18 protein-coding genes are annotated in these 17,289 nt (G+C 54.5%); 15 read left to right on the plus strand and 3 right to left on the minus strand.

Going from position 1 to position 17,289, the window contains the following annotated elements; genetic code table 11:
• Positions 1 to 48 precede the first annotated feature (48 nt).
• Positions 49 to 522, plus strand: a complete 474-nt coding sequence (locus NIG5292_RS03085) for a hypothetical protein (protein WP_233488152.1) — start codon at positions 49 to 51, stop codon at positions 520 to 522.
• 7 nt (positions 523 to 529) lie between these two features.
• On the opposite strand, the gene NIG5292_RS03090 is transcribed toward NIG5292_RS03085, so the two are convergent.
• Genes NIG5292_RS03090 through glmU form a run of 3 tightly spaced genes read right to left on the minus strand, consistent with a single transcriptional unit; the run spans position 530 to position 4,412 of the window.
• Complete coding sequence (locus tag NIG5292_RS03090) at positions 530 to 1,240, minus strand: DNA alkylation repair protein (protein ID WP_048597912.1); 711 nt, start codon at positions 1,238 to 1,240, stop codon at positions 530 to 532.
• 2 nt (positions 1,241 to 1,242) lie between these two features.
• On the minus strand, positions 1,243 to 3,057 hold the full coding sequence (gene glmS / locus NIG5292_RS03095; protein WP_048597914.1) for a glutamine--fructose-6-phosphate transaminase (isomerizing): 1,815 nt from the start codon (positions 3,055 to 3,057) through the stop codon (positions 1,243 to 1,245).
• 2 nt (positions 3,058 to 3,059) lie between these two features.
• Positions 3,060 to 4,412 carry a bifunctional UDP-N-acetylglucosamine diphosphorylase/glucosamine-1-phosphate N-acetyltransferase GlmU gene (glmU, locus tag NIG5292_RS03100; protein WP_048597916.1) on the minus strand — a complete coding sequence of 451 codons (1,353 nt, stop codon included), beginning with the start codon at positions 4,410 to 4,412 and terminating at the stop codon, positions 3,060 to 3,062.
• Positions 4,413 to 4,544: 132 nt separating this feature from the next.
• Here glmU and NIG5292_RS03105 point away from each other — a divergent pair, with 132 nt between their 5' ends.
• The 14 genes from NIG5292_RS03105 (at position 4,545) to nuoH (ending at position 17,286) form a co-directional block, all read left to right on the plus strand.
• On the plus strand, positions 4,545 to 5,216 hold the full coding sequence (locus NIG5292_RS03105; RefSeq protein ID WP_048597919.1) for an HAD-IA family hydrolase: 672 nt from the start codon (positions 4,545 to 4,547) through the stop codon (positions 5,214 to 5,216).
• A 53-nt stretch (positions 5,217 to 5,269) separates the two neighbouring features.
• Positions 5,270 to 6,481, plus strand: coding sequence for a DegT/DnrJ/EryC1/StrS family aminotransferase (locus NIG5292_RS03110; protein ID WP_048598180.1), 1,212 nt, complete (start codon positions 5,270 to 5,272; stop codon positions 6,479 to 6,481).
• 219 nt (positions 6,482 to 6,700) lie between these two features.
• Positions 6,701 to 7,090, plus strand: coding sequence for an NADH-quinone oxidoreductase subunit A (locus NIG5292_RS03115; RefSeq protein ID WP_048597920.1), 390 nt, complete (start codon positions 6,701 to 6,703; stop codon positions 7,088 to 7,090).
• Positions 7,081 to 7,614, plus strand: a complete 534-nt coding sequence (locus tag NIG5292_RS03120; protein WP_177193410.1) for a NuoB/complex I 20 kDa subunit family protein — start codon at positions 7,081 to 7,083, stop codon at positions 7,612 to 7,614. Before NIG5292_RS03115 ends, NIG5292_RS03120 begins: the two co-directional genes overlap by 10 nt.
• A gap of 44 nt (positions 7,615 to 7,658) precedes the next feature.
• Positions 7,659 to 8,288, plus strand: a complete 630-nt coding sequence (locus tag NIG5292_RS03125; RefSeq protein ID WP_370726219.1) for an NADH-quinone oxidoreductase subunit C — start codon at positions 7,659 to 7,661, stop codon at positions 8,286 to 8,288.
• A complete protein-coding gene (locus NIG5292_RS03130) occupies positions 8,288 to 9,499 on the plus strand; it encodes an NADH-quinone oxidoreductase subunit D (protein ID WP_048597921.1) in 1,212 nt (403 codons plus the stop codon). Before NIG5292_RS03125 ends, NIG5292_RS03130 begins: the two co-directional genes overlap by 1 nt.
• 75 nt (positions 9,500 to 9,574) lie before the next feature.
• Positions 9,575 to 10,654: an NADH-quinone oxidoreductase subunit E gene (locus tag NIG5292_RS03135; RefSeq protein ID WP_048597922.1), complete on the plus strand. Its 1,080-nt coding sequence runs from the start codon at positions 9,575 to 9,577 to the stop codon at positions 10,652 to 10,654.
• Positions 10,655 to 10,731: 77 nt separating this feature from the next.
• A complete protein-coding gene (locus NIG5292_RS14450) occupies positions 10,732 to 11,514 on the plus strand; it encodes a helix-hairpin-helix domain-containing protein (RefSeq protein ID WP_053084824.1) in 783 nt (260 codons plus the stop codon).
• A 71-nt stretch (positions 11,515 to 11,585) separates the two neighbouring features.
• Positions 11,586 to 11,795 (plus strand): DUF5337 family protein, encoded by a 210-nt coding sequence (locus NIG5292_RS03145; RefSeq protein ID WP_048597923.1) that lies wholly within the window; start codon positions 11,586 to 11,588, stop codon positions 11,793 to 11,795.
• 44 nt (positions 11,796 to 11,839) lie between these two features.
• Complete coding sequence (gene nuoF, locus NIG5292_RS03150; protein ID WP_048597924.1) at positions 11,840 to 13,135, plus strand: NADH-quinone oxidoreductase subunit NuoF; 1,296 nt, start codon at positions 11,840 to 11,842, stop codon at positions 13,133 to 13,135.
• Between the two features lie 160 nt (positions 13,136 to 13,295).
• Positions 13,296 to 13,697: a DUF5333 domain-containing protein gene (locus NIG5292_RS03155; RefSeq protein WP_048597926.1), complete on the plus strand. Its 402-nt coding sequence runs from the start codon at positions 13,296 to 13,298 to the stop codon at positions 13,695 to 13,697.
• 135 nt (positions 13,698 to 13,832) lie between these two features.
• On the plus strand, positions 13,833 to 15,851 hold the full coding sequence (gene nuoG / locus NIG5292_RS03160; protein WP_048598184.1) for an NADH-quinone oxidoreductase subunit NuoG: 2,019 nt from the start codon (positions 13,833 to 13,835) through the stop codon (positions 15,849 to 15,851).
• 7 nt (positions 15,852 to 15,858) lie between these two features.
• Positions 15,859 to 16,242 carry a YNQ4 family lipoprotein gene (locus NIG5292_RS03165; RefSeq protein ID WP_143081924.1) on the plus strand — a complete coding sequence of 128 codons (384 nt, stop codon included), beginning with the start codon at positions 15,859 to 15,861 and terminating at the stop codon, positions 16,240 to 16,242.
• Between the two features lie 6 nt (positions 16,243 to 16,248).
• A complete protein-coding gene (gene nuoH / locus NIG5292_RS03170; RefSeq protein ID WP_048597930.1) occupies positions 16,249 to 17,286 on the plus strand; it encodes an NADH-quinone oxidoreductase subunit NuoH in 1,038 nt (345 codons plus the stop codon).
• The last annotated feature ends 3 nt before the right edge of the window (positions 17,287 to 17,289 follow it).

Here is a 17,289-nt window from a genome sequence, read left to right on the forward strand (position 1 = left end):
TCGATAAAACCGGTTGTTCGGTCTTCTGTCACCACCTAAGCTTGGGTCATGAGATGTTTTGTTATTGGTTTGAGTTTGCTGGCCCTGCTTGGTGGGTGTGATGTGTCTAATCTGGCCTCATCCAATCCCGCCATTCAAGGAGCGGAGGCAGTGCAGGGTGACGATACTAGCGATGCTGATGCGCCGACGGTCCCCAAGACAGCACGTACCGCTGAAGCTTTTGATATCACAACGCCAGCGGAACGTGCGGCTGCGGTGCAGACAAACCCTCAGGCATCGACATTTCTAGGCGAGACCATCGCAAGTCTTGGCAATCCTGCTGATACCGGCATTTGGCTTTTAACCCCTCTGGTAGACACAGTTCAGGCGGGCAGGGTGCAATATGGAGATAGCTCGGTAGTGCTGGAACTGCGCCCGATCAGGGGAGAACCAACAGGGGCGTCGCAACTATCCCTTTCCGCGATGCGGCTGTTGCAAGCCCCGCTAACTGACCTGGTTCGTGTCAATGTTTTTGCAGGCTAGCAGCCCGTTACCCGTTGAATAGCCGTGCGTAATCTTGAGACGCAAGTTTGCGGGCGGCTTCTTTTTGCGCAAACGGTTTTAGCTTTTGACCATGTTGGCTAAGGAAATCATGCACGCGGGGGCTGTCATGCTTTGACAACTCGCGAAGCCACCATGCGATTGCTTTTTGAATAAACGGCTCGTGATCCGACGCCAATTCAGCGGCCCAGCCCAATACTTGGTCACGCACCGCCAATTCAGCCTCTTTAGGAGTGTTTTGCTTGGTCCAAGGTAGTGTCATGACTAACGCAGCACGGCGGGTCCAGATGTGCTCTGATGTGACCCATGGAACAAGGTCCTCTACGCGTTCAGGGTTCCATACCAGACGTTTTTGTCCTGCGATTGAGACGGCGTCGGTGATTGCCCAACAGTCAAATTCTGGAACCCACGACTTGATTAAAGCCCATGCTTCGGTGTCGTCCGGACGGATACGGGCTTGGGTCAAAAGTTTTGCCGCAGCGATGCGCCCTTCGAATGAGTTGCTGTCCCAAAGTGCGGCACATACTGCGAGCCGCTCGTCCAGCGAACAGGCCGCACGCCATTCCTTGCACAGCGTTTCGATAACCGGTGCGGGAACCCCCAGATAAGGACGCGCAACCTTGGGATAGCCCCGCATTTTAAGGGCTTCAGCTTCGTCACTATGAGCGTTTAAGGCCTCAATGGCGGATTGGGGTGTCATGTTTATTCCACTGTCACAGATTTAGCGAGGTTGCGGGGTTGGTCCACGTCGGTCCCCTTGGCGATGGCCGTGTGATACGCAATTTGTTGGGCTGGTATCGCATAGAGTAGCGGGGCCAGTGCGTCGTCTACTTCGGGTAGGATCAGCGTTTCCCAAACCCCTTCGCCCGCTTGCTGTGCGCCTGCGCTATCTGTGATCAACAACACTTTGCCGCCTCGGGCCATGACTTCTTGCATGTTGCTGATGGTTTTGTCGAAAAGCGCATCACTTGGGGCGAACACGATCACGGGCGTCTTTTTATCCACCAACGCGATGGGGCCATGTTTTAGTTCACCCGATGCATAACCTTCGGCGTGTATATAGCTGATTTCTTTGAGTTTTAGTGCGCCTTCAAGGGCCAATGGGAACATTGCGCCACGACCCAAAAATAGAATATCTGTGGCCGATGCCAGTTTGCGGCTGACGGCTTTTACCGCGCTACTGCCAGCCAAGGCCACATTCATCAGGCCCGGCATGGTGTGTAGCTGATCCAGCCGCTCTGCCAGCTGTTCTGCGGTCAGGTGGCCGCGTTGGTGGGCAGCATGCAGCGCCATTATCAACAAAACCGTCAGTTGACAGGTGAAGCCTTTGGTTGAGGCAACGCTGATCTCGGTGCCCGCAAGAATAGGCAGGCTGATGTCTGCTTCACGGCTGATGCTGGATTCCGCAACATTGACCACGGACACGATCTGATCGGCGTTTTCTTTGGCGTAGCGCAGCGCGGCCAATGTGTCGGCGGTCTCGCCAGACTGGCTTACAAAAAGCGCAACTGTGCCGCGTGTCATCGGGGGCTCGCGGTATCTGAACTCAGACGCGACATCCACTTCAACGGGCAGACGGGCGATCTGTTCAAACCAGTATTTCGCAGTGAGGCACGCAAGGTAAGCCGTACCACAGGCCACCATTGTAAGCCGCTCAATTTTGGTGAAATCCAGCTCTGTCGGCAGTTGTATCGCGCCGCCGCGGACGTAATGGTTCAACGCATTGCCAACCACTGATGGTTGCTCTGCGATTTCTTTGGACATGAAGTGTTTGTGCCCACCTTTTTCGACCTGTGCGGTATCGATTTGAATGGTGCGCTTTTCGCGATTGGCCAGCGCGTTGTTGACGTCGCGAATTTCAAGGCTCGTGCGGGTCAAGACGGCCCAATCACCTTCCTCAAGGTACGTGATCTGATCGGTCATGGGCGCCAGAGCAATTGCATCAGACCCAACAAACATCTCGCCGTTGCCGTGCCCAATCGCGAGGGGGGAGCCCTTGCGGGCCACAACAATTAGGTCTTCCTCACCTTCGAATAAAAAACAAAGCGCGAAAGCGCCGTGCAGTTTGTCGATCGTTGCTTTCGCGGCCTCAACGGGCGCCATTCCTTGGTCGATGTGCAGTTGCGCGAGCAGGGCGATGGTTTCTGTATCGGTGTCAGTCACAAAGCCGATGCCGTTCTGGGCCAGCTCGGCGCGTAGTTCAGCAAAATTCTCAACGATACCGTTGTGAACAACCGCAACCCGCCCGGTCATATGCGGGTGGGCGTTTTTCACTGACGGTGCGCCGTGGGTCGCCCAACGGGTGTGGCCAATGCCGGATTTGCCAGCCAGCGGTTCATGCACCAGCAAATCTGCGAGGTTAACCAGTTTGCCAACCGCGCGCCGCCGATCAAGGATGCCGCCATTTACCGTTGCAATGCCCGCGCTGTCATAGCCACGATATTCCAAGCGTCGCAGGGCATCGACGAGGATAGGTGCGGCTTCGTGATTGCCAAGGATTCCAATAATACCACACATCGTTATTTGCCCTCGCTTCGTTTGGCTTTGGCGGCGCGGAGTTTATCCATCAAACGCTTGCCTAGGCCTGTCTTGTTGTCTTGTTTGACCCGTGCAATCGCCAGATCAGCGTCTGGTACGTCTTGGGTGATGACAGAGCCACTTGCGGTCATTGCATCCGCGCCAACACGCACGGGGGCCACAAGCATCGTGTTCGATCCGATGAAAGCCCGCGCGCCAATGTCGGTGTGGTGTTTGAATACGCCGTCATAGTTACAGGTAATCGTGCCTGCGCCCAAGTTTGCTGCAGCGCCGATGGACGCATCGCCCACATATGATAAATGGTTCACCTTCGCGCCGGTCTCGAGAACTGCGTTTTTGATCTCAACGAAATTACCTACTTTGACGTCTTCGCCCAACTCTGCCCCCGGTCTTAGGCGGGCATAAGGTCCGACCACAGCGCCGGAGCTGATGTGGCAGCCCTCAAGGTGTGAAAAGGCGCGAATACGCGCACCGCTTTCTACCGACACGCCGTTGCCGAAAACGACGTTCGGCTCAATTACCGTGTCGCGCCCGATGAAGGTATCATGTGCGAAAATCACAGTATCAGGTGCTTGAAGGGTGACACCGTTGTCAAAAGCCTCAAGACGTTTGAAGTTCTGAAAGATGGCCTCTGCACGGGCCAATTCAGCGCGCGAATTGACGCCCATGGTTTCTTCTTCATCACAGATCACGATACCTGCGCTGCGCCCTGATTGGCGGGCAATGCTAACGATGTCTGTGAGGTAATACTCGCCGCTGGCATTATCATTTCCAACTGCTTCAATCAGCTCAAACAGTACTTTTGCATCAGCGCAGACCACCCCCGAATTGCATAGGCTGATCCGACGCTCTTGCGGGCTTGCGTCCTTGAACTCAACGATCCGCTCAAGGCTGTCGCCGTCCATGACAAGGCGGCCGTATGTGGCAGGGTCCTCGGCATCAAAACCCAAAACAACCACGTCCGAGGTTGCGCGTGCGTCAATCATTGCCTCAAGGGTTTGCGCTGAAATGAACGGTGTATCTCCGTACAAAACGATTGCATTGCCTTCAAACGAGCCCAGAATATCTTTGGCTTGCGCCACGGCGTGTGCGGTGCCCAGTTGCTCTTTTTGCAGCACCACTTGGGTCATCGGGTTCCAGTCCAGCGCACCTGCTTCAACCACATCTGCTCCGTGTCCCGCTACGACAACGATGCGCGATGGTTCAAGTTCTTCGCCAGCCTTTATCGCGTGTACCAACATGGGAGCACCGCCAATTTCATGCATCACTTTGGGCAAATTCGATTGCATGCGGGTGCCTTTTCCGGCGCCAAGAATTATTAGTGCTACTGCCATGTTTCTTTTCTACTCTAGCCAACGCCTTTGGCTCGTTTTATCCGTTCAAGGGTGGGGCGCAAGGGGGCGGCCCGTCACATGACGCTTCAAGACCGTAACACACCCCACGCTCAGCTTTGAAAGGCGCCCGTGATGCAAACAGTAATTTTCGATTTGGACGGAACATTAGCGGACACCAGTGGGGATCTGATCGCGGCGGCCAATGCCTGCTTTGTGGATCTGGGGTGGGGCGGTTTGTTGGATCCTGTCCGTGACGCGGGCACAGCGTTGCGGGGCGGTCGCGCGATGCTGACGTTAGGGTTTGAGCGAAAGGGCGCCGAAGGACAGGCCGCAGCTGCAGATATGGACGCGCATTACCAAAAGCTGTTGGCCCATTACGGCACAAATATTGATACCCATACCACGCTTTATCCCCATGCGATGGAGGCTATCGGAAACCTGAAGGCGGAAGGCTACCGCGTGGGTATCTGCACGAACAAACCCGAAGGCCTCGCGCGTTTGTTGTTGACGCGTCTTGGTGTGCTGAAAGAGTTTCATTCGCTGATCGGTGCAGACACGCTGCCTACGCGCAAACCTGACACCGCGCCCTATGTGGCGGCGGTTGAGCAAGCGGGCGGCTCGGTCGAAAGATCATTGCTGGTCGGTGACACTATGACTGACAGGCAGACAAGTTTGAATGCGGGCGTCCCATCTGTATTGGTCACTTTCGGACCCGGCGCCGAAGACGTTAAAGCCATGGACCCCGAAGCGCTGTTGTCAGATTACCGTCACCTGCGATCTGTGGTCAGCTCACTTATCGGCTAGAGCTGCGGCGAATGGTGCTTGACGGCGCGGCAACAGTTTGCCCATCTGTGAATATGACAAAGCACACCCCACAACCCGCCACGCCTGATGTTTTTACTGGTTCGTTTACGCAGCAAGAACCGATCCCTCAGGAAGGCATTGATGCAGCGTTGGCCGTGCTGAATGGTGGACGCCTGCACCGCTATAACACCCACGGTGACGAGATTGCGGAAACTGCGTTGCTGGAAGAAGAGTTCGCAGCACAAATGGGATCAAAATACTGTTTGTCTTGTGCCTCTGGCGGCTACGCCATGGCCACCGCGATGCGGGCCTGTGGCGTGAAGGCAGGCGACAAAGTTCTGACGAACGCGTTTACGCTGGCGCCTGTGCCCGGTGCGATTGCTAGTCTGGGTGCTACTCCAATTTTTGTGGGCGTAGGCGAGGACCTGAAGATTGATCTTGATGACCTTGCGGCCAAGACTGATGAGGCTGATGTTTTGCTGCTGTCACATATGCGCGGCCACATTTGCGATATGGACCGCCTTATGCAGATTTGTGACGCCGCTGATGTGAAGGTGATTGAAGACTGTGCGCACACTATGGGGGCCAAGTGGAAAGATACTTATTCTGGTCGCCACGGGGTGCTGGGGTGCTATTCAACGCAGACCTATAAGCACGTCAATTCGGGTGAGGGCGGGCTTTTGATCAGTGACGATCCTGATCTGATGGCTCGTGCGATTATGCTGTCGGGGTCTTACATGCTCTATACGCGCCACCGCGCAGCACCGCCCCCCGAAGCGTTCGAGCAAGTTCGTCTGCATACCCCAAACATTTCCGGCCGGATGGATAACTTGCGTGCGGCGATCCTGCGCCCACAATTGCGTGATCTTGATGCACAAGCAAAACGTTGGAACGACCGGTACAAGGTTCTGGAAAACGGGCTGTCGGGCGCAAACAGACTTACGTTGATTAATCGCCCTGCGGACGAGCACTATGTGGCGTCATCATTTCAGTTTTTGTTGTTGGATTGGGCTGATGCCGAGATCGTTGATTTTGTCGCGCGTTGTGCTGCGCGTGGGGTTGAGCTTAAGTGGTTTGGCGCAGATGATCCTGTGGCTTTCACCAGTAAATACGACAGCTGGAAATATGCCAATCCTACGCCGATGCCCGCCACGGACCGTGTGTTGAAGGGTGTGATGGATATGCGTTTGCCGCTGACGTTCTCGCTTGAGGATTGCGCGCAGATTGCACGCATCATCCGCGAAGAAGTCGCCATCAGCGCCTAAGGTTTTTATCCGTGCTGTGCGTAGTGTTTACGGCAAGAACGGGATAGATACATCAAGCCACGTGTCAGCGCGACAATTCGCCAAAACGAGTTCTAAGATAAAAGCCGCCAAATTGCGCCAAAAGCCGGTCCAAGGCGTTGACGCGTCAAGGCAGTGGGGGTAGGACGGGCGCAGCCAAAAGTCCTGTGCGTAGCACGTCTGCGCGACACATTTCAGGAGATGCAAACTGTGGAAACCCTTTCGACACAGGCCCTTGCGGGTCAGTATTTGCCCATTCTTGTGTTCCTTGCGATCGCAATCGGTTTGGGTCTTGTCTTGATCCTTGCGGCGGTTGTTGTTGCGGTGCGCAGCCCTGACCCAGAAAAAGTGTCGGCTTACGAGTGTGGATTTAACGCATTTGATGACGCGCGAATGAAGTTCGACGTGCGCTTTTACTTGGTCTCGATTTTGTTCATCATTTTCGATTTGGAGGTGGCGTTTTTGTTCCCGTGGGCCGTAGCGTTTAAAGATATTTCAATGGTCGGTTTCTGGTCCATGATGGTGTTCTTGAGTGTTCTGACTGCTGGCTTTGCATACGAATGGAAAAAGGGAGCGCTCGAATGGGAGTGATGGCCGGACCAAATACTGCAGGTTTTGACCGCGAGGTTGCGACGCAGGAATTGAACCGTGAGTTGTCCGACAAGGGCTTCCTCGTGACGTCGACCGCTGACATCCTCAACTGGGCGCGCACAGGCTCGCTGCACTGGATGACGTTTGGCCTTGCTTGCTGTGCCGTTGAAATGATGCACACCGCGATGCCGCGCTATGACATGGAACGATTTGGCACAGCGCCGCGCGCCTCCCCGCGTCAATCCGATTTGATGATTGTTGCTGGCACGCTGACCAACAAAATGGCGCCTGCGTTGCGTAAAGTATACGATCAGATGCCCGAGCCACGTTACGTGATCTCGATGGGTTCATGCGCCAATGGCGGTGGATACTATCATTACAGCTATTCGGTTGTGCGTGGCTGTGACCGTATTGTCCCTGTTGATGTGTATGTGCCGGGCTGCCCGCCAACGGCAGAAGCCTTGCTATATGGCATCATGCAGCTGCAACGCAAAATCCGCCGCACTGGCACGATTGTTCGTTAAGAAGTTCCGACCCGAAAACGCCTGAAAGGCAAAGGAGCGATCCTATGACCGCAGAAACCATGACACCCGCCGCAATGGATGAACTGGGCGCTTATATTGCTGCCAAGCGTCCTGATTGTGTGCTGTCATATTCCGTTGATTTCGGTGAGCTGAATGTGTCTGTCTCGTTGGGTAGTATCCACGGCCTGATTGATTGGCTGAAGACAGACCCTACGTGCCGCTTCAACTCATTGGTTGATATCACAGCGGTCGATAACGTTGGTCGTGCGCGCCGATTTGACGTGGTGTACCACTTCCTGTCCATGTACCAAAACCACCGCATTCGCTTGAAAGTTGAAGTGCGTGAGGACGATATGGTGCCATCCATCGTTGAAGTTCACCCATCTGCCAACTGGTTCGAGCGGGAAGTTTTTGACATGTTCGGCATCCTCTTTTCAGGTCACCCTGATCTGCGCCGCTTGCTGACGGATTATGGTTTCCGCGGCTATCCCCTGCGCAAGGATTTCCCGACAACTGGCTACACAGAAGTACGCTATGACGAGGCGCAAAAGCGCGTGGTTTACGAGCCCGTGTCGCTGGTGCAAGAATACCGACAGTTTGATTTCATGTCTCCCTGGGAAGGCGCGCAATACGTCATTCCCGGTGATGAGAAAGCGAAAGGAGAGGCGAAATAATGGACGGCTCCCAATTCAATGACGCCCTGACTGGCGAACAAAAAATCCGTAACTTCAACATCAACTTCGGTCCGCAGCACCCTGCAGCGCACGGCGTGTTGCGTCTTGTGCTCGAACTTGATGGCGAGATCGTTGAGCGTTGCGACCCGCACATCGGACTTTTGCACCGTGGCACCGAAAAGCTGATGGAAAGCCGCACGTACCTGCAAAACCTGCCTTATCTGGACCGTCTGGATTATGTGGCACCCATGAACCAAGAGCACGCTTGGTGCCTGGCGATTGAGAAGCTGACAGGCACCGAGGTGCCTCGCCGTGCGCAGTTGATCCGTGTTCTTTACTCCGAAATTGGCCGCGTACTTTCGCACATTTTGAACGTGACCACACAGGCTATGGACGTAGGCGCGCTTACGCCGCCGCTTTGGGGCTTTGAAGAACGCGAAAAACTGATGGTGTTTTACGAGCGCGCTTGCGGCGCACGTTTGCACGCTGCGTATTTCCGTCCTGGTGGCGTGCACCAAGACCTGCCCGATGATCTCATTGATGATATTGAGACGTGGGCCATCGAGTTCCCCAAAGTCCTCGAAGATATTGACGGTCTTTTGACCGAAAACCGTATTTTCAAGCAACGTAACGCGGATATCGGCGTTGTGACCGAACAAGACATCCAAGACTGGGGCTTTTCCGGTGTAATGGTTCGTGGCTCGGGGTTGGCTTGGGATTTGCGCCGCGCGCAGCCCTATGAATGCTATGATGAATTTGAATTCCAAATTCCTGTTGGCAAAAATGGCGACTGCTATGACCGCTACCTCGTTCGGATGGAAGAGATGCGCCAATCTGTGTCGATTATCCGCCAAGCGATTGCCAAACTGCGCGAAGCAACCGGTGACGTGATGGCCCGGGGCAAAATGACACCGCCCAAACGTGGTGACATGAAAACCTCGATGGAAGCGCTCATCCACCACTTCAAACTCTACACCGAAGGCTTCCACGTACCCGCCGGTGAGGTCTACACCGCCGTTGAGGCCCCGAAAGGCGAGTTTGGTGTGTATCTTGTGGCTGATGGCAGCAACAAACCGTACCGTGCCAAATTACGCGCGCCGGGCTTTTTACACCTACAAGCGATGGACTACCTCGCGTCAGGCCACCAACTTGCAGATGTCGCCGCGATCATCGGAACGATGGATATCGTTTTCGGAGAAATCGACCGCTAATTCTTTTGTTTGAAAACATCCTCGCCGAAGGCTGGCGTTGCATGGCAACGTCAATAACCCGAAAAGAGACGACCCATGCTACGCCGACTACACTCTGAGCAACCAGACAGCTTTGCCTTTACCGCCGACAACCAAGCGTGGGCTGAAGCGCAGATCAAAAAATACCCAGAGGGTCGCCAAGCATCCGCGATCATCCCACTCCTTTGGCGCGCCCAAGAGCAAGAGGGCTGGCTTAGCCGCCCGGCGATTGAGCATGTGTCTGACATGCTTGATCTTGCGTTTATTCGCGGGCTTGAGGTGGCGTCTTTCTACTTCATGTTCCAACTGCAACCTGTTGGTAAAATTGCACATATCCAGATTTGCGGCACAACGTCTTGCATGATCTGTGGCGCGGAAGACTTGGTTGCGGTTTGCCAAGAAAAGATCGCACCGAAAGCGCATCAAATTTCTGTTGATGGGAATTTCTCGTGGGAAGAAGTTGAGTGTTTGGGTGCCTGCGCAAACGCCCCGATGGCGCAAATCGGCAAAGACTACTTCGAAGACCTGACTGCAGAACGGCTTGGCACACTTTTGGATGAGCTGGCCGCCGGTAAAACCCCGCAAGTTGGCCCGCAGAATGGACGTTTCGCGGCGGAGCCAGCGGGTGGCATCACCAGCCTAACTGATTTCGTGAACGCTAAGATTAAGCTGAACGCCAGCGCACAATTGGCCCATGATATCGGTGACAGTGTTAAACGCATCGACGGAACTGAAGTGCCTCTTTTGACACCTTGGATCGACAAAGCTGCAAATTCTGGCGCGAAACCACCGAAACCTGCAGCGCGACCAAAGCCTGCAAACGCGCAGAAAGCTGCTGTGAAACCAGCGGCTACCAAAGCCAAAAGCACTGCAAAACCCAAAGCCTCAGATGACGCGGGCAAAAAGCCTCGCACCATGAAAGCCCCGCGCAAAGCCGGTGCGGATGACCTGAAACTGATCAAAGGTGTCGGTCCAAAACTGGAAAAGCTTCTCAACGAGATGGGCTTTTTTCATTACGATCAAATCGCCAAATGGGCTCCGGCCGAGCTTGCTTGGGTTGACGCGAACTTGGAAGGTTTCATCGGGCGCGCGTCGCGGGACAACTGGATTGATCAAGCCAAATCCCTTGCATCTTAAGCCAAGACCTAGTTTTCTAGCCCCACAATGAAGGGGAGCTGCTACTAATACTCCCCAAATAGGGACGGAGTATTGGAATGAGTAACTCTTCTGGAGGGATCTCCTGCGCAATCGGGTGTTGGCTGGTTGGCGCAGTGTTGGGCTTAGTTGCCTTTGTCATGTTAATGCTGTTCGGGGAATACACCTTTATTCAGGCTGTATTCATGGGCGGCATTGTTTTCTTTATTGCTGGTGCAGCACTAAGCTGGCTGATGTGTCGGCCGCTTCCTGCGTTAGGCGAAATTGATGCCAGCCGCGCGGGCCAAGCGCCCACAGCCGGCGGTATTGAAACAGCGACGCCAGCTGTTGCGGCCAAACCTACAGCCACTGCAGCGGCAGCGGCGACTGCGACCACGGTGTCTGAACCCGTTGCGGAAACGCCCGCGCCGAAACCCGCAGCAAAGCCAAAAGCGGCACCGAAGAAACCTGCCGCTAAGAAGTCAGCCCCTAAAAGGGCGGCTGCGAAAGCAGATGCGCCTACCGTTAAACCGCCTGCGGATGCAAAAAAGAAGGCTGCAAAGCCAGTTTCCGCGTCGGGCAAACCTGAATTGCTGAAAAAAGCGCGGGCAGGTGGTCCGGACGACCTCAAACAGATCAAAGGCGTTGGTCCAAAGTTGGAAGGTCTGCTGCACTCGATGGGTGTGTTCCACTTTGATCAGATTGGATCATGGCGTAAAAAAGAAGTCGAATGGGTGGATGAAAACCTTGAAGGTTTCAAAGGCCGTGTTTCCCGTGATGAGTGGGTCAAGCAAGCCAAAGTACTCGCTAAAGGTGGCCAGACTGAATTTTCCAAAAAAGTGAAAAAGGGTGGCGTTTACTAAGCCCTCAAAAATACCTAGAGATGGTCCCGTCCAAAGATATTTTTGGGCGGGATTTTTTGTGAGGCTGCCAGGTGAACCGCGACGAACGAAATGCAAAACAGGGCCGCTTGGCGGCTATGGTCATCGCGGGTTCTGGTCTGCTGGCGATCCTTGCGCCGGCGATTGCGCAAAGCCTGAACCTGACAATCCGCTTTGAGATTCTGCTTTATCTTTTCTCATTGGCGGGATTTCTCTTTGCCCTCGTTCTTGCGCTTCAGGTCTGGCAATCGGGGCGCAAATAAGTCTATAGAGAAGCCAGCCAACACTTCAGACGGGAAACGCGCACATGTTGCAGGACAAAGACCGCATTTTCACCAATATTTATGGGATGCACGACCGCACCCTCAAAGGCGCGCAGCAGCGTGGTCATTGGGATGGGACCGGCGCGCTGATCAAAAAGGGCCGTGACTGGATCATCGACGAGATGAAGTCCTCCGGACTTCGTGGGCGCGGCGGCGCGGGCTTCCCGACCGGTTTGAAGTGGTCGTTCATGCCCAAAGAAAGTGACGGGCGTCCCAGCTATTTAGTTGTGAATGCGGATGAGTCTGAGCCGGGCACATGTAAAGACCGCGAGATCATGCGTCACGACCCCCATACATTGATCGAAGGCTGCTTGATCGCGTCTTTCGCAATGAATGCCAACGCCTGCTACATTTACATTCGTGGCGAATACATCCGCGAAAAAGAAGCCCTGCAAGCAGCCATCGACGAGGCCTACGAAGCTGGTTTGGTGGGTAAGAACGCTGCAAAATCGGGTTGGGATTTTGACATCTATCTGCACCACGGTGCGGGTGCTTATATTTGCGGTGAAGAGACTGCGCTACTGGAAAGCCTTGAGGGCAAAAAAGGTATGCCGCGTATGAAACCGCCGTTCCCGGCAGGTGCTGGGCTTTATGGCTGCCCCACGACCGTGAACAACGTCGAATCAATTGCTGTGGTGCCAACTATCCTGCGCCGTGGCGCGTCTTGGTTCTCTGGCTTTGGTCGGGACAATAACAAAGGCACAAAGCTCTTTGCTATTTCCGGTCACGTCAACCAACCCTGCGTAGTTGAAGAGGCTATGTCGATCACGTTCGAAGAACTGATTGAAAAGCACTGCGGCGGTATTCGTGGCGGGTGGGACAACCTTAAGGCGGTTATCCCGGGCGGTTCATCCGTTCCCTGTGTGCGCGGTGAAAACATGCGCGATGCGATTATGGATTTTGATTACTTGCGCGGCGAGCTTGGCTCAGGCTTGGGGACCGCAGCGGTGATCGTGATGGATCAGTCTACTGACATCATCAAAGCGATCTGGCGTCTTTCCAAATTCTATAAGCATGAATCATGCGGTCAGTGTACGCCCTGCCGTGAAGGCACCGGCTGGATGATGCGCGTGATGGAACGTTTGGTGACTGGTGAAGCAACGCCAGAAGAAATCGACATGCTTTGGGATGTTACTAAGCAAGTTGAGGGTCATACAATTTGTGCGCTTGGCGATGCGGCTGCGTGGCCAATCCAAGGTTTGATCCGTAATTTCCGTGATGAAATCGAAGACCGCATCAAACACAAGCGGGTACGCCCTGCAGCTGTTGCCGCTGAGTAAGCGGAACACATCAATCAAACAAACGGCGCGCATCACATTGCGCGCCGTTTCTGTTTGGCCCGTGTGGATTTGTTTTGATGGGCTGTTATTGAATAACGCGGCGGCTAACGACATGCTCAGCAGACATAAGTGCGTTTGTTAATTTGGAGGACGTTACCTCATGAAATCTATCCTATTTGCTGTTGTTTTTGTCATTAGCAGTGCGCAAGCTTCTTTGGCGAAAGAGCCGTTGAGTAACGTTGCTTATATTAACGACCGGCTTTTTGCGGCTGCAGTTGGGGATCAGATCAGACGCAATTGTGACCGCATTTCTGCGCGGATGTTGCGGGTGCTTGCAGATGCGAACAGGCTGAAAAACCATGCAGTGGCTCTTGGCTACACCGAGGCAGAGATTAACGCCTACGTGAAAAATGACGCCGAGAAAGCGAAGATGAAGCAGCGCCGCGATGCGTATCTGGCGGACAACGGTGCCTTGGGGCAGGGGGCTGAGGCCTACTGCGCACTTGGGCGGGCAGAGATCGCGCGCGGCTCGCTAATCGGGTCGCTGCTAAAAGCGCGGTAAAATCGGTCACAAGTGGTGGACAACGCAGCGCCTAGGCGATAGTGCGTGGGCGTAACAAACAGATGGCGGCCATGCTCTTTCGCCAAGGCAATCCACGGTCGCATTTGTCGCGAAAGCAAAACGGGAACCGATGCAATGGCAGACCTGCGCAAAGTCGTAATTGATGGCACCGAGATTGAAGTAGACGGTGCCATGACCCTGATCCAAGCCTGCGAAGAAGCTGGCGTTGAGATCCCTCGCTTTTGTTACCACGAACGTCTTTCTATCGCGGGCAACTGCCGTATGTGTCTGGTTGAGGTCGTAGGCGGCCCACCCAAGCCAGCGGCGTCTTGTGCGATGCAGGTCCGCGATTTGCGTCCTGGCCCCGAAGGCCAAGCACCAGTGGTTAAGACCAACTCGCCCATGGTGAAAAAAGCCCGCGAGGGTGTTATGGAATTCCTGCTAATCAACCACCCGCTTGATTGTCCCATCTGCGATCAGGGGGGCGAGTGTGATCTTCAAGACCAAGCCATGGCTTATGGCGTAGACTTCTCGCGCTTCCGCGAAGCTAAGCGTGCGACGGATGATCTTGATCTTGGACCGCTTGTGGAAACCCACATGACCCGCTGCATTTCATGCACGCGCTGCGTTCGCTTTACGACCGAGGTCGCGGGCATTCACCAAATGGGCCAGACGGGCCGTGGTGAAGATGCTGAGATCACCTCGTATCTTGGTGAAACGCTCGATTCCAACATGCAGGGCAACATTATCGATTTGTGTCCTGTAGGTGCGCTTGTTTCAAAGCCCTACGCATTCACCGCGCGCCCTTGGGAATTGACCAAAACAGAGTCGATTGACGTGATGGACGCGCTTGGCTCCAACATTCGCGTTGATACCAAGGGCCGTGAAGTAATGCGCTTTTTGCCGCGCAACCACGACGGCGTGAACGAAGAGTGGATTTCGGACAAAACCCGTTTCGTATGGGATGGTCTGCGCCGCCAGCGTTTGGATACACCCTATTTGCGTGAGAACGGCAAGCTGCGACCAGCAACTTGGCCCGAAGCGCTTTCTGCTGCTGCAGCGGCAATGAAGGGCAAAAAGGTTGCGGGTCTCGTTGGGGATCTCGCGCCGACTGAGGCCGCATTTGCATTGAAAGCTTTGATCGAAGGACAAGGCGGCAACGTTGAATGCCGGACTGACAATGCCAAGCTTCCTGCAGGCAACCGTGGTGCATATGTTGGTACGGCGACTGTAGAAGACATCGATCATGCAGATAAGATCCTGCTTGTTGGGGTTAACCCTAAACTTGAAAGCCCCGTTCTTAATGCGCGCATTCGCAAGGCTTGGAGCCGCGGTGCGGATGTGGCTGTCGTGGGTGAAGCGGTTGATCTGACTTATGAGTATGAACACATGGGCAGTGACCGTGCGGCACTTGCTCATGTAGCGGGCCTGGATATGAGCGCGCTGCAAGATGTGAACTCTATCTGCATCGTTGGTCAGGGCGCGTTGAACGAGGCTGATGGCGAGGCTGTTTTGGCTACGGTTCAGGGCATCTGTGAGAAGTCAAACGGCAAGTTGATGGTGCTTCATACAGCTGCGTCGCGCGTTGGCGCGATGGATGTTGGTGCGGTCACTGACGGTGGTATGGCTTCTGCAATCGAAGGCGCGGAAGTGATTTATAATCTTGGTGCGGATGAGGTTGATGTGGCTGCTGGCCCGATCGTTATCTACCAAGGCAGCCATGGCGACCGCGGTGCGCACCGTGCTGACATTATCCTGCCAGCAGCGGCATACACTGAAGAAAACGGTTTGTTTGTGAACACCGAAGGTCGCCCACAGCTTGCGATGCGCGCTGGTTTTGCGCCGGGGCAGGCGAAAGAGAACTGGGCGATCTTGCGTGCGCTATCCGCTGAGTTGGGCGCGCAATTGCCTTACGACAGCCTCGCACAGCTGCGCAGCGCCATGATCGCTGCACACCCGCACCTTGGCCAAATTGATGAAGTTGCGGAAAACGCCGTTATGGCCTTGCCGAGCAAACCGCTTGGTAAGGCAAACTTCAAATACGCAGTGAGTGATTTCTATCTCACCAACCCAATCGCACGTGCGTCTGCGCTGATGGCTGAGCTGTCGGCAAATGCAAAAGCACGCGCATCAAACAAGCTAGCGGCGGAGTAAAATCCCCGTGCGGTGGAGCGTCGCGTGTCTTATCGGACTGGCCGCGTGTCAGCCTGTGCAGACATCGCAAAATGCGGCGTTTTCACCAACATACGAAGGAATACGAACCGATTTTCTCGACGGTGACTTGGTCAACTTTAACGTAACAATGCGCGGCGCGCGCACAGAGGCTGATTTGCGAGCCTACGCCGAATGCGCTGCTGCCCAGTATACGTTGATCCGGGGCTACGGTTTTGCGCGCCACGTGCGCACGACGACAAAGATGCAGGGTGGAAAGTGGCATGCAGATGCTGTTTACACCATTTCGCCAGCACTGCCGCGAGGTGTCAGCACGATTGACGCTGAAGTGGCTGTTGCGAACTGCAAGGAACTGGGAATACCGACGGTGTGAGGACCAATGGCTGATTTTCTAAATACGGGTGCCGGAATGGCGCTGATCATTGTGGCCCAAACGCTGGCGGTTGTCGCGTTTGTCATGGTTTCGCTTCTTTTCTTGGTCTATGGTGACCGTAAGATTTGGGCGGCTGTCCAGATGCGCCGTGGCCCTAACGTTGTTGGTGTGTTTGGCCTTTTGCAAACTGTGGCTGACGCGCTCAAATACGTCGTCAAAGAAGTTGTTGTTCCAGCAGGTGCCGACAAAACGGTCTTCATGCTTGCCCCGCTTACAAGCTTTGTGCTGGCATTGATCGCTTGGGCGGTTATTCCGTTCAACGATACTTGGGTTTTGGCCGACATTAACGTGGCTATCTTGTATGTTTTCGCGATCTCGTCACTTGAAGTGTACGGCGTGATTATGGGCGGTTGGGCGTCTAACTCTAAATACCCTTTCCTTGGCTCTTTGCGGTCTGCCGCGCAGATGATTTCTTATGAGGTATCCATTGGCCTCATTATCATTGGTGTCATTTTGTCTACTGGCTCACTTAACTTTGGCGACATTGTACAGGCGCAGGAAGGTAGTCTTGGGTTCTTCAACTGGTACTGGCTGCCGCACTTCCCAATGGTTTTCTTGTTCTTCATCAGCTGTTTGGCTGAAACGAACCGTCCGCCGTTTGATCTTCCCGAAGCGGAATCTGAATTGGTCGCTGGCTACCAAGTTGAATATTCATCCACACCGTTTTTGTTGTTCATGGCGGGTGAGTACATCGCGATCTTCTTGATGTGCGCATTGATCTCGCTGTTGTTCTTCGGTGGTTGGTTGTCCCCGATCCCGTTCTTGCCTGACGGTCCGCTCTGGATGGTTGGTAAGATGGCGTTCTTCTTCTTCCTCTTTGCGATGGTGAAAGCGATCGTGCCACGCTACCGCTATGACCAACTGATGCGCTTGGGATGGAAAGTATTCCTGCCGTTCTCGCTCGTGTGGGTCGTGTTTGTAGCCTTCGCAGCAAAGTTTGACTGGTTCTGGGGCATCTACGCCCGTTGGGACCTCATTGGGTAGGGA

The sequence above is a fragment of the Nereida ignava genome, from assembly GCF_001049735.1.
In the GTDB taxonomy this organism is placed as follows: Bacteria; Pseudomonadota; Alphaproteobacteria; order Rhodobacterales; family Rhodobacteraceae; genus Nereida; species Nereida ignava.

Coding starts and splice junctions, on each gene's coding strand:
- NIG5292_RS14450 (WP_053084824.1), top strand. CDS start 10,732: ATGAGTAACTCTTCTGGAGGGATCTCCTGCGCAATCGGGTGTTGGCTG.
- NIG5292_RS03110 (WP_048598180.1), top strand. CDS start 5,270: ATGACAAAGCACACCCCACAACCCGCCACGCCTGATGTTTTTACTGGT.
- NIG5292_RS03155 (WP_048597926.1), top strand. CDS start 13,296: ATGAAATCTATCCTATTTGCTGTTGTTTTTGTCATTAGCAGTGCGCAA.
- glmS (WP_048597914.1), bottom strand. CDS start 3,057: ATGTGTGGTATTATTGGAATCCTTGGCAATCACGAAGCCGCACCTATC.
- NIG5292_RS03130 (WP_048597921.1), top strand. CDS start 8,288: ATGGACGGCTCCCAATTCAATGACGCCCTGACTGGCGAACAAAAAATC.
- NIG5292_RS03125 (WP_370726219.1), top strand. CDS start 7,659: ATGACCGCAGAAACCATGACACCCGCCGCAATGGATGAACTGGGCGCT.
- nuoF (WP_048597924.1), top strand. CDS start 11,840: ATGTTGCAGGACAAAGACCGCATTTTCACCAATATTTATGGGATGCAC.
- NIG5292_RS03120 (WP_177193410.1), top strand. CDS start 7,081: ATGGGAGTGATGGCCGGACCAAATACTGCAGGTTTTGACCGCGAGGTT.
- nuoG (WP_048598184.1), top strand. CDS start 13,833: ATGGCAGACCTGCGCAAAGTCGTAATTGATGGCACCGAGATTGAAGTA.
- NIG5292_RS03090 (WP_048597912.1), bottom strand. CDS start 1,240: ATGACACCCCAATCCGCCATTGAGGCCTTAAACGCTCATAGTGACGAA.
- NIG5292_RS03105 (WP_048597919.1), top strand. CDS start 4,545: ATGCAAACAGTAATTTTCGATTTGGACGGAACATTAGCGGACACCAGT.
- NIG5292_RS03135 (WP_048597922.1), top strand. CDS start 9,575: ATGCTACGCCGACTACACTCTGAGCAACCAGACAGCTTTGCCTTTACC.
- NIG5292_RS03115 (WP_048597920.1), top strand. CDS start 6,701: ATGCAAACTGTGGAAACCCTTTCGACACAGGCCCTTGCGGGTCAGTAT.
- glmU (WP_048597916.1), bottom strand. CDS start 4,412: ATGGCAGTAGCACTAATAATTCTTGGCGCCGGAAAAGGCACCCGCATG.
- nuoH (WP_048597930.1), top strand. CDS start 16,249: ATGGCTGATTTTCTAAATACGGGTGCCGGAATGGCGCTGATCATTGTG.
- NIG5292_RS03085 (WP_233488152.1), top strand. CDS start 49: ATGAGATGTTTTGTTATTGGTTTGAGTTTGCTGGCCCTGCTTGGTGGG.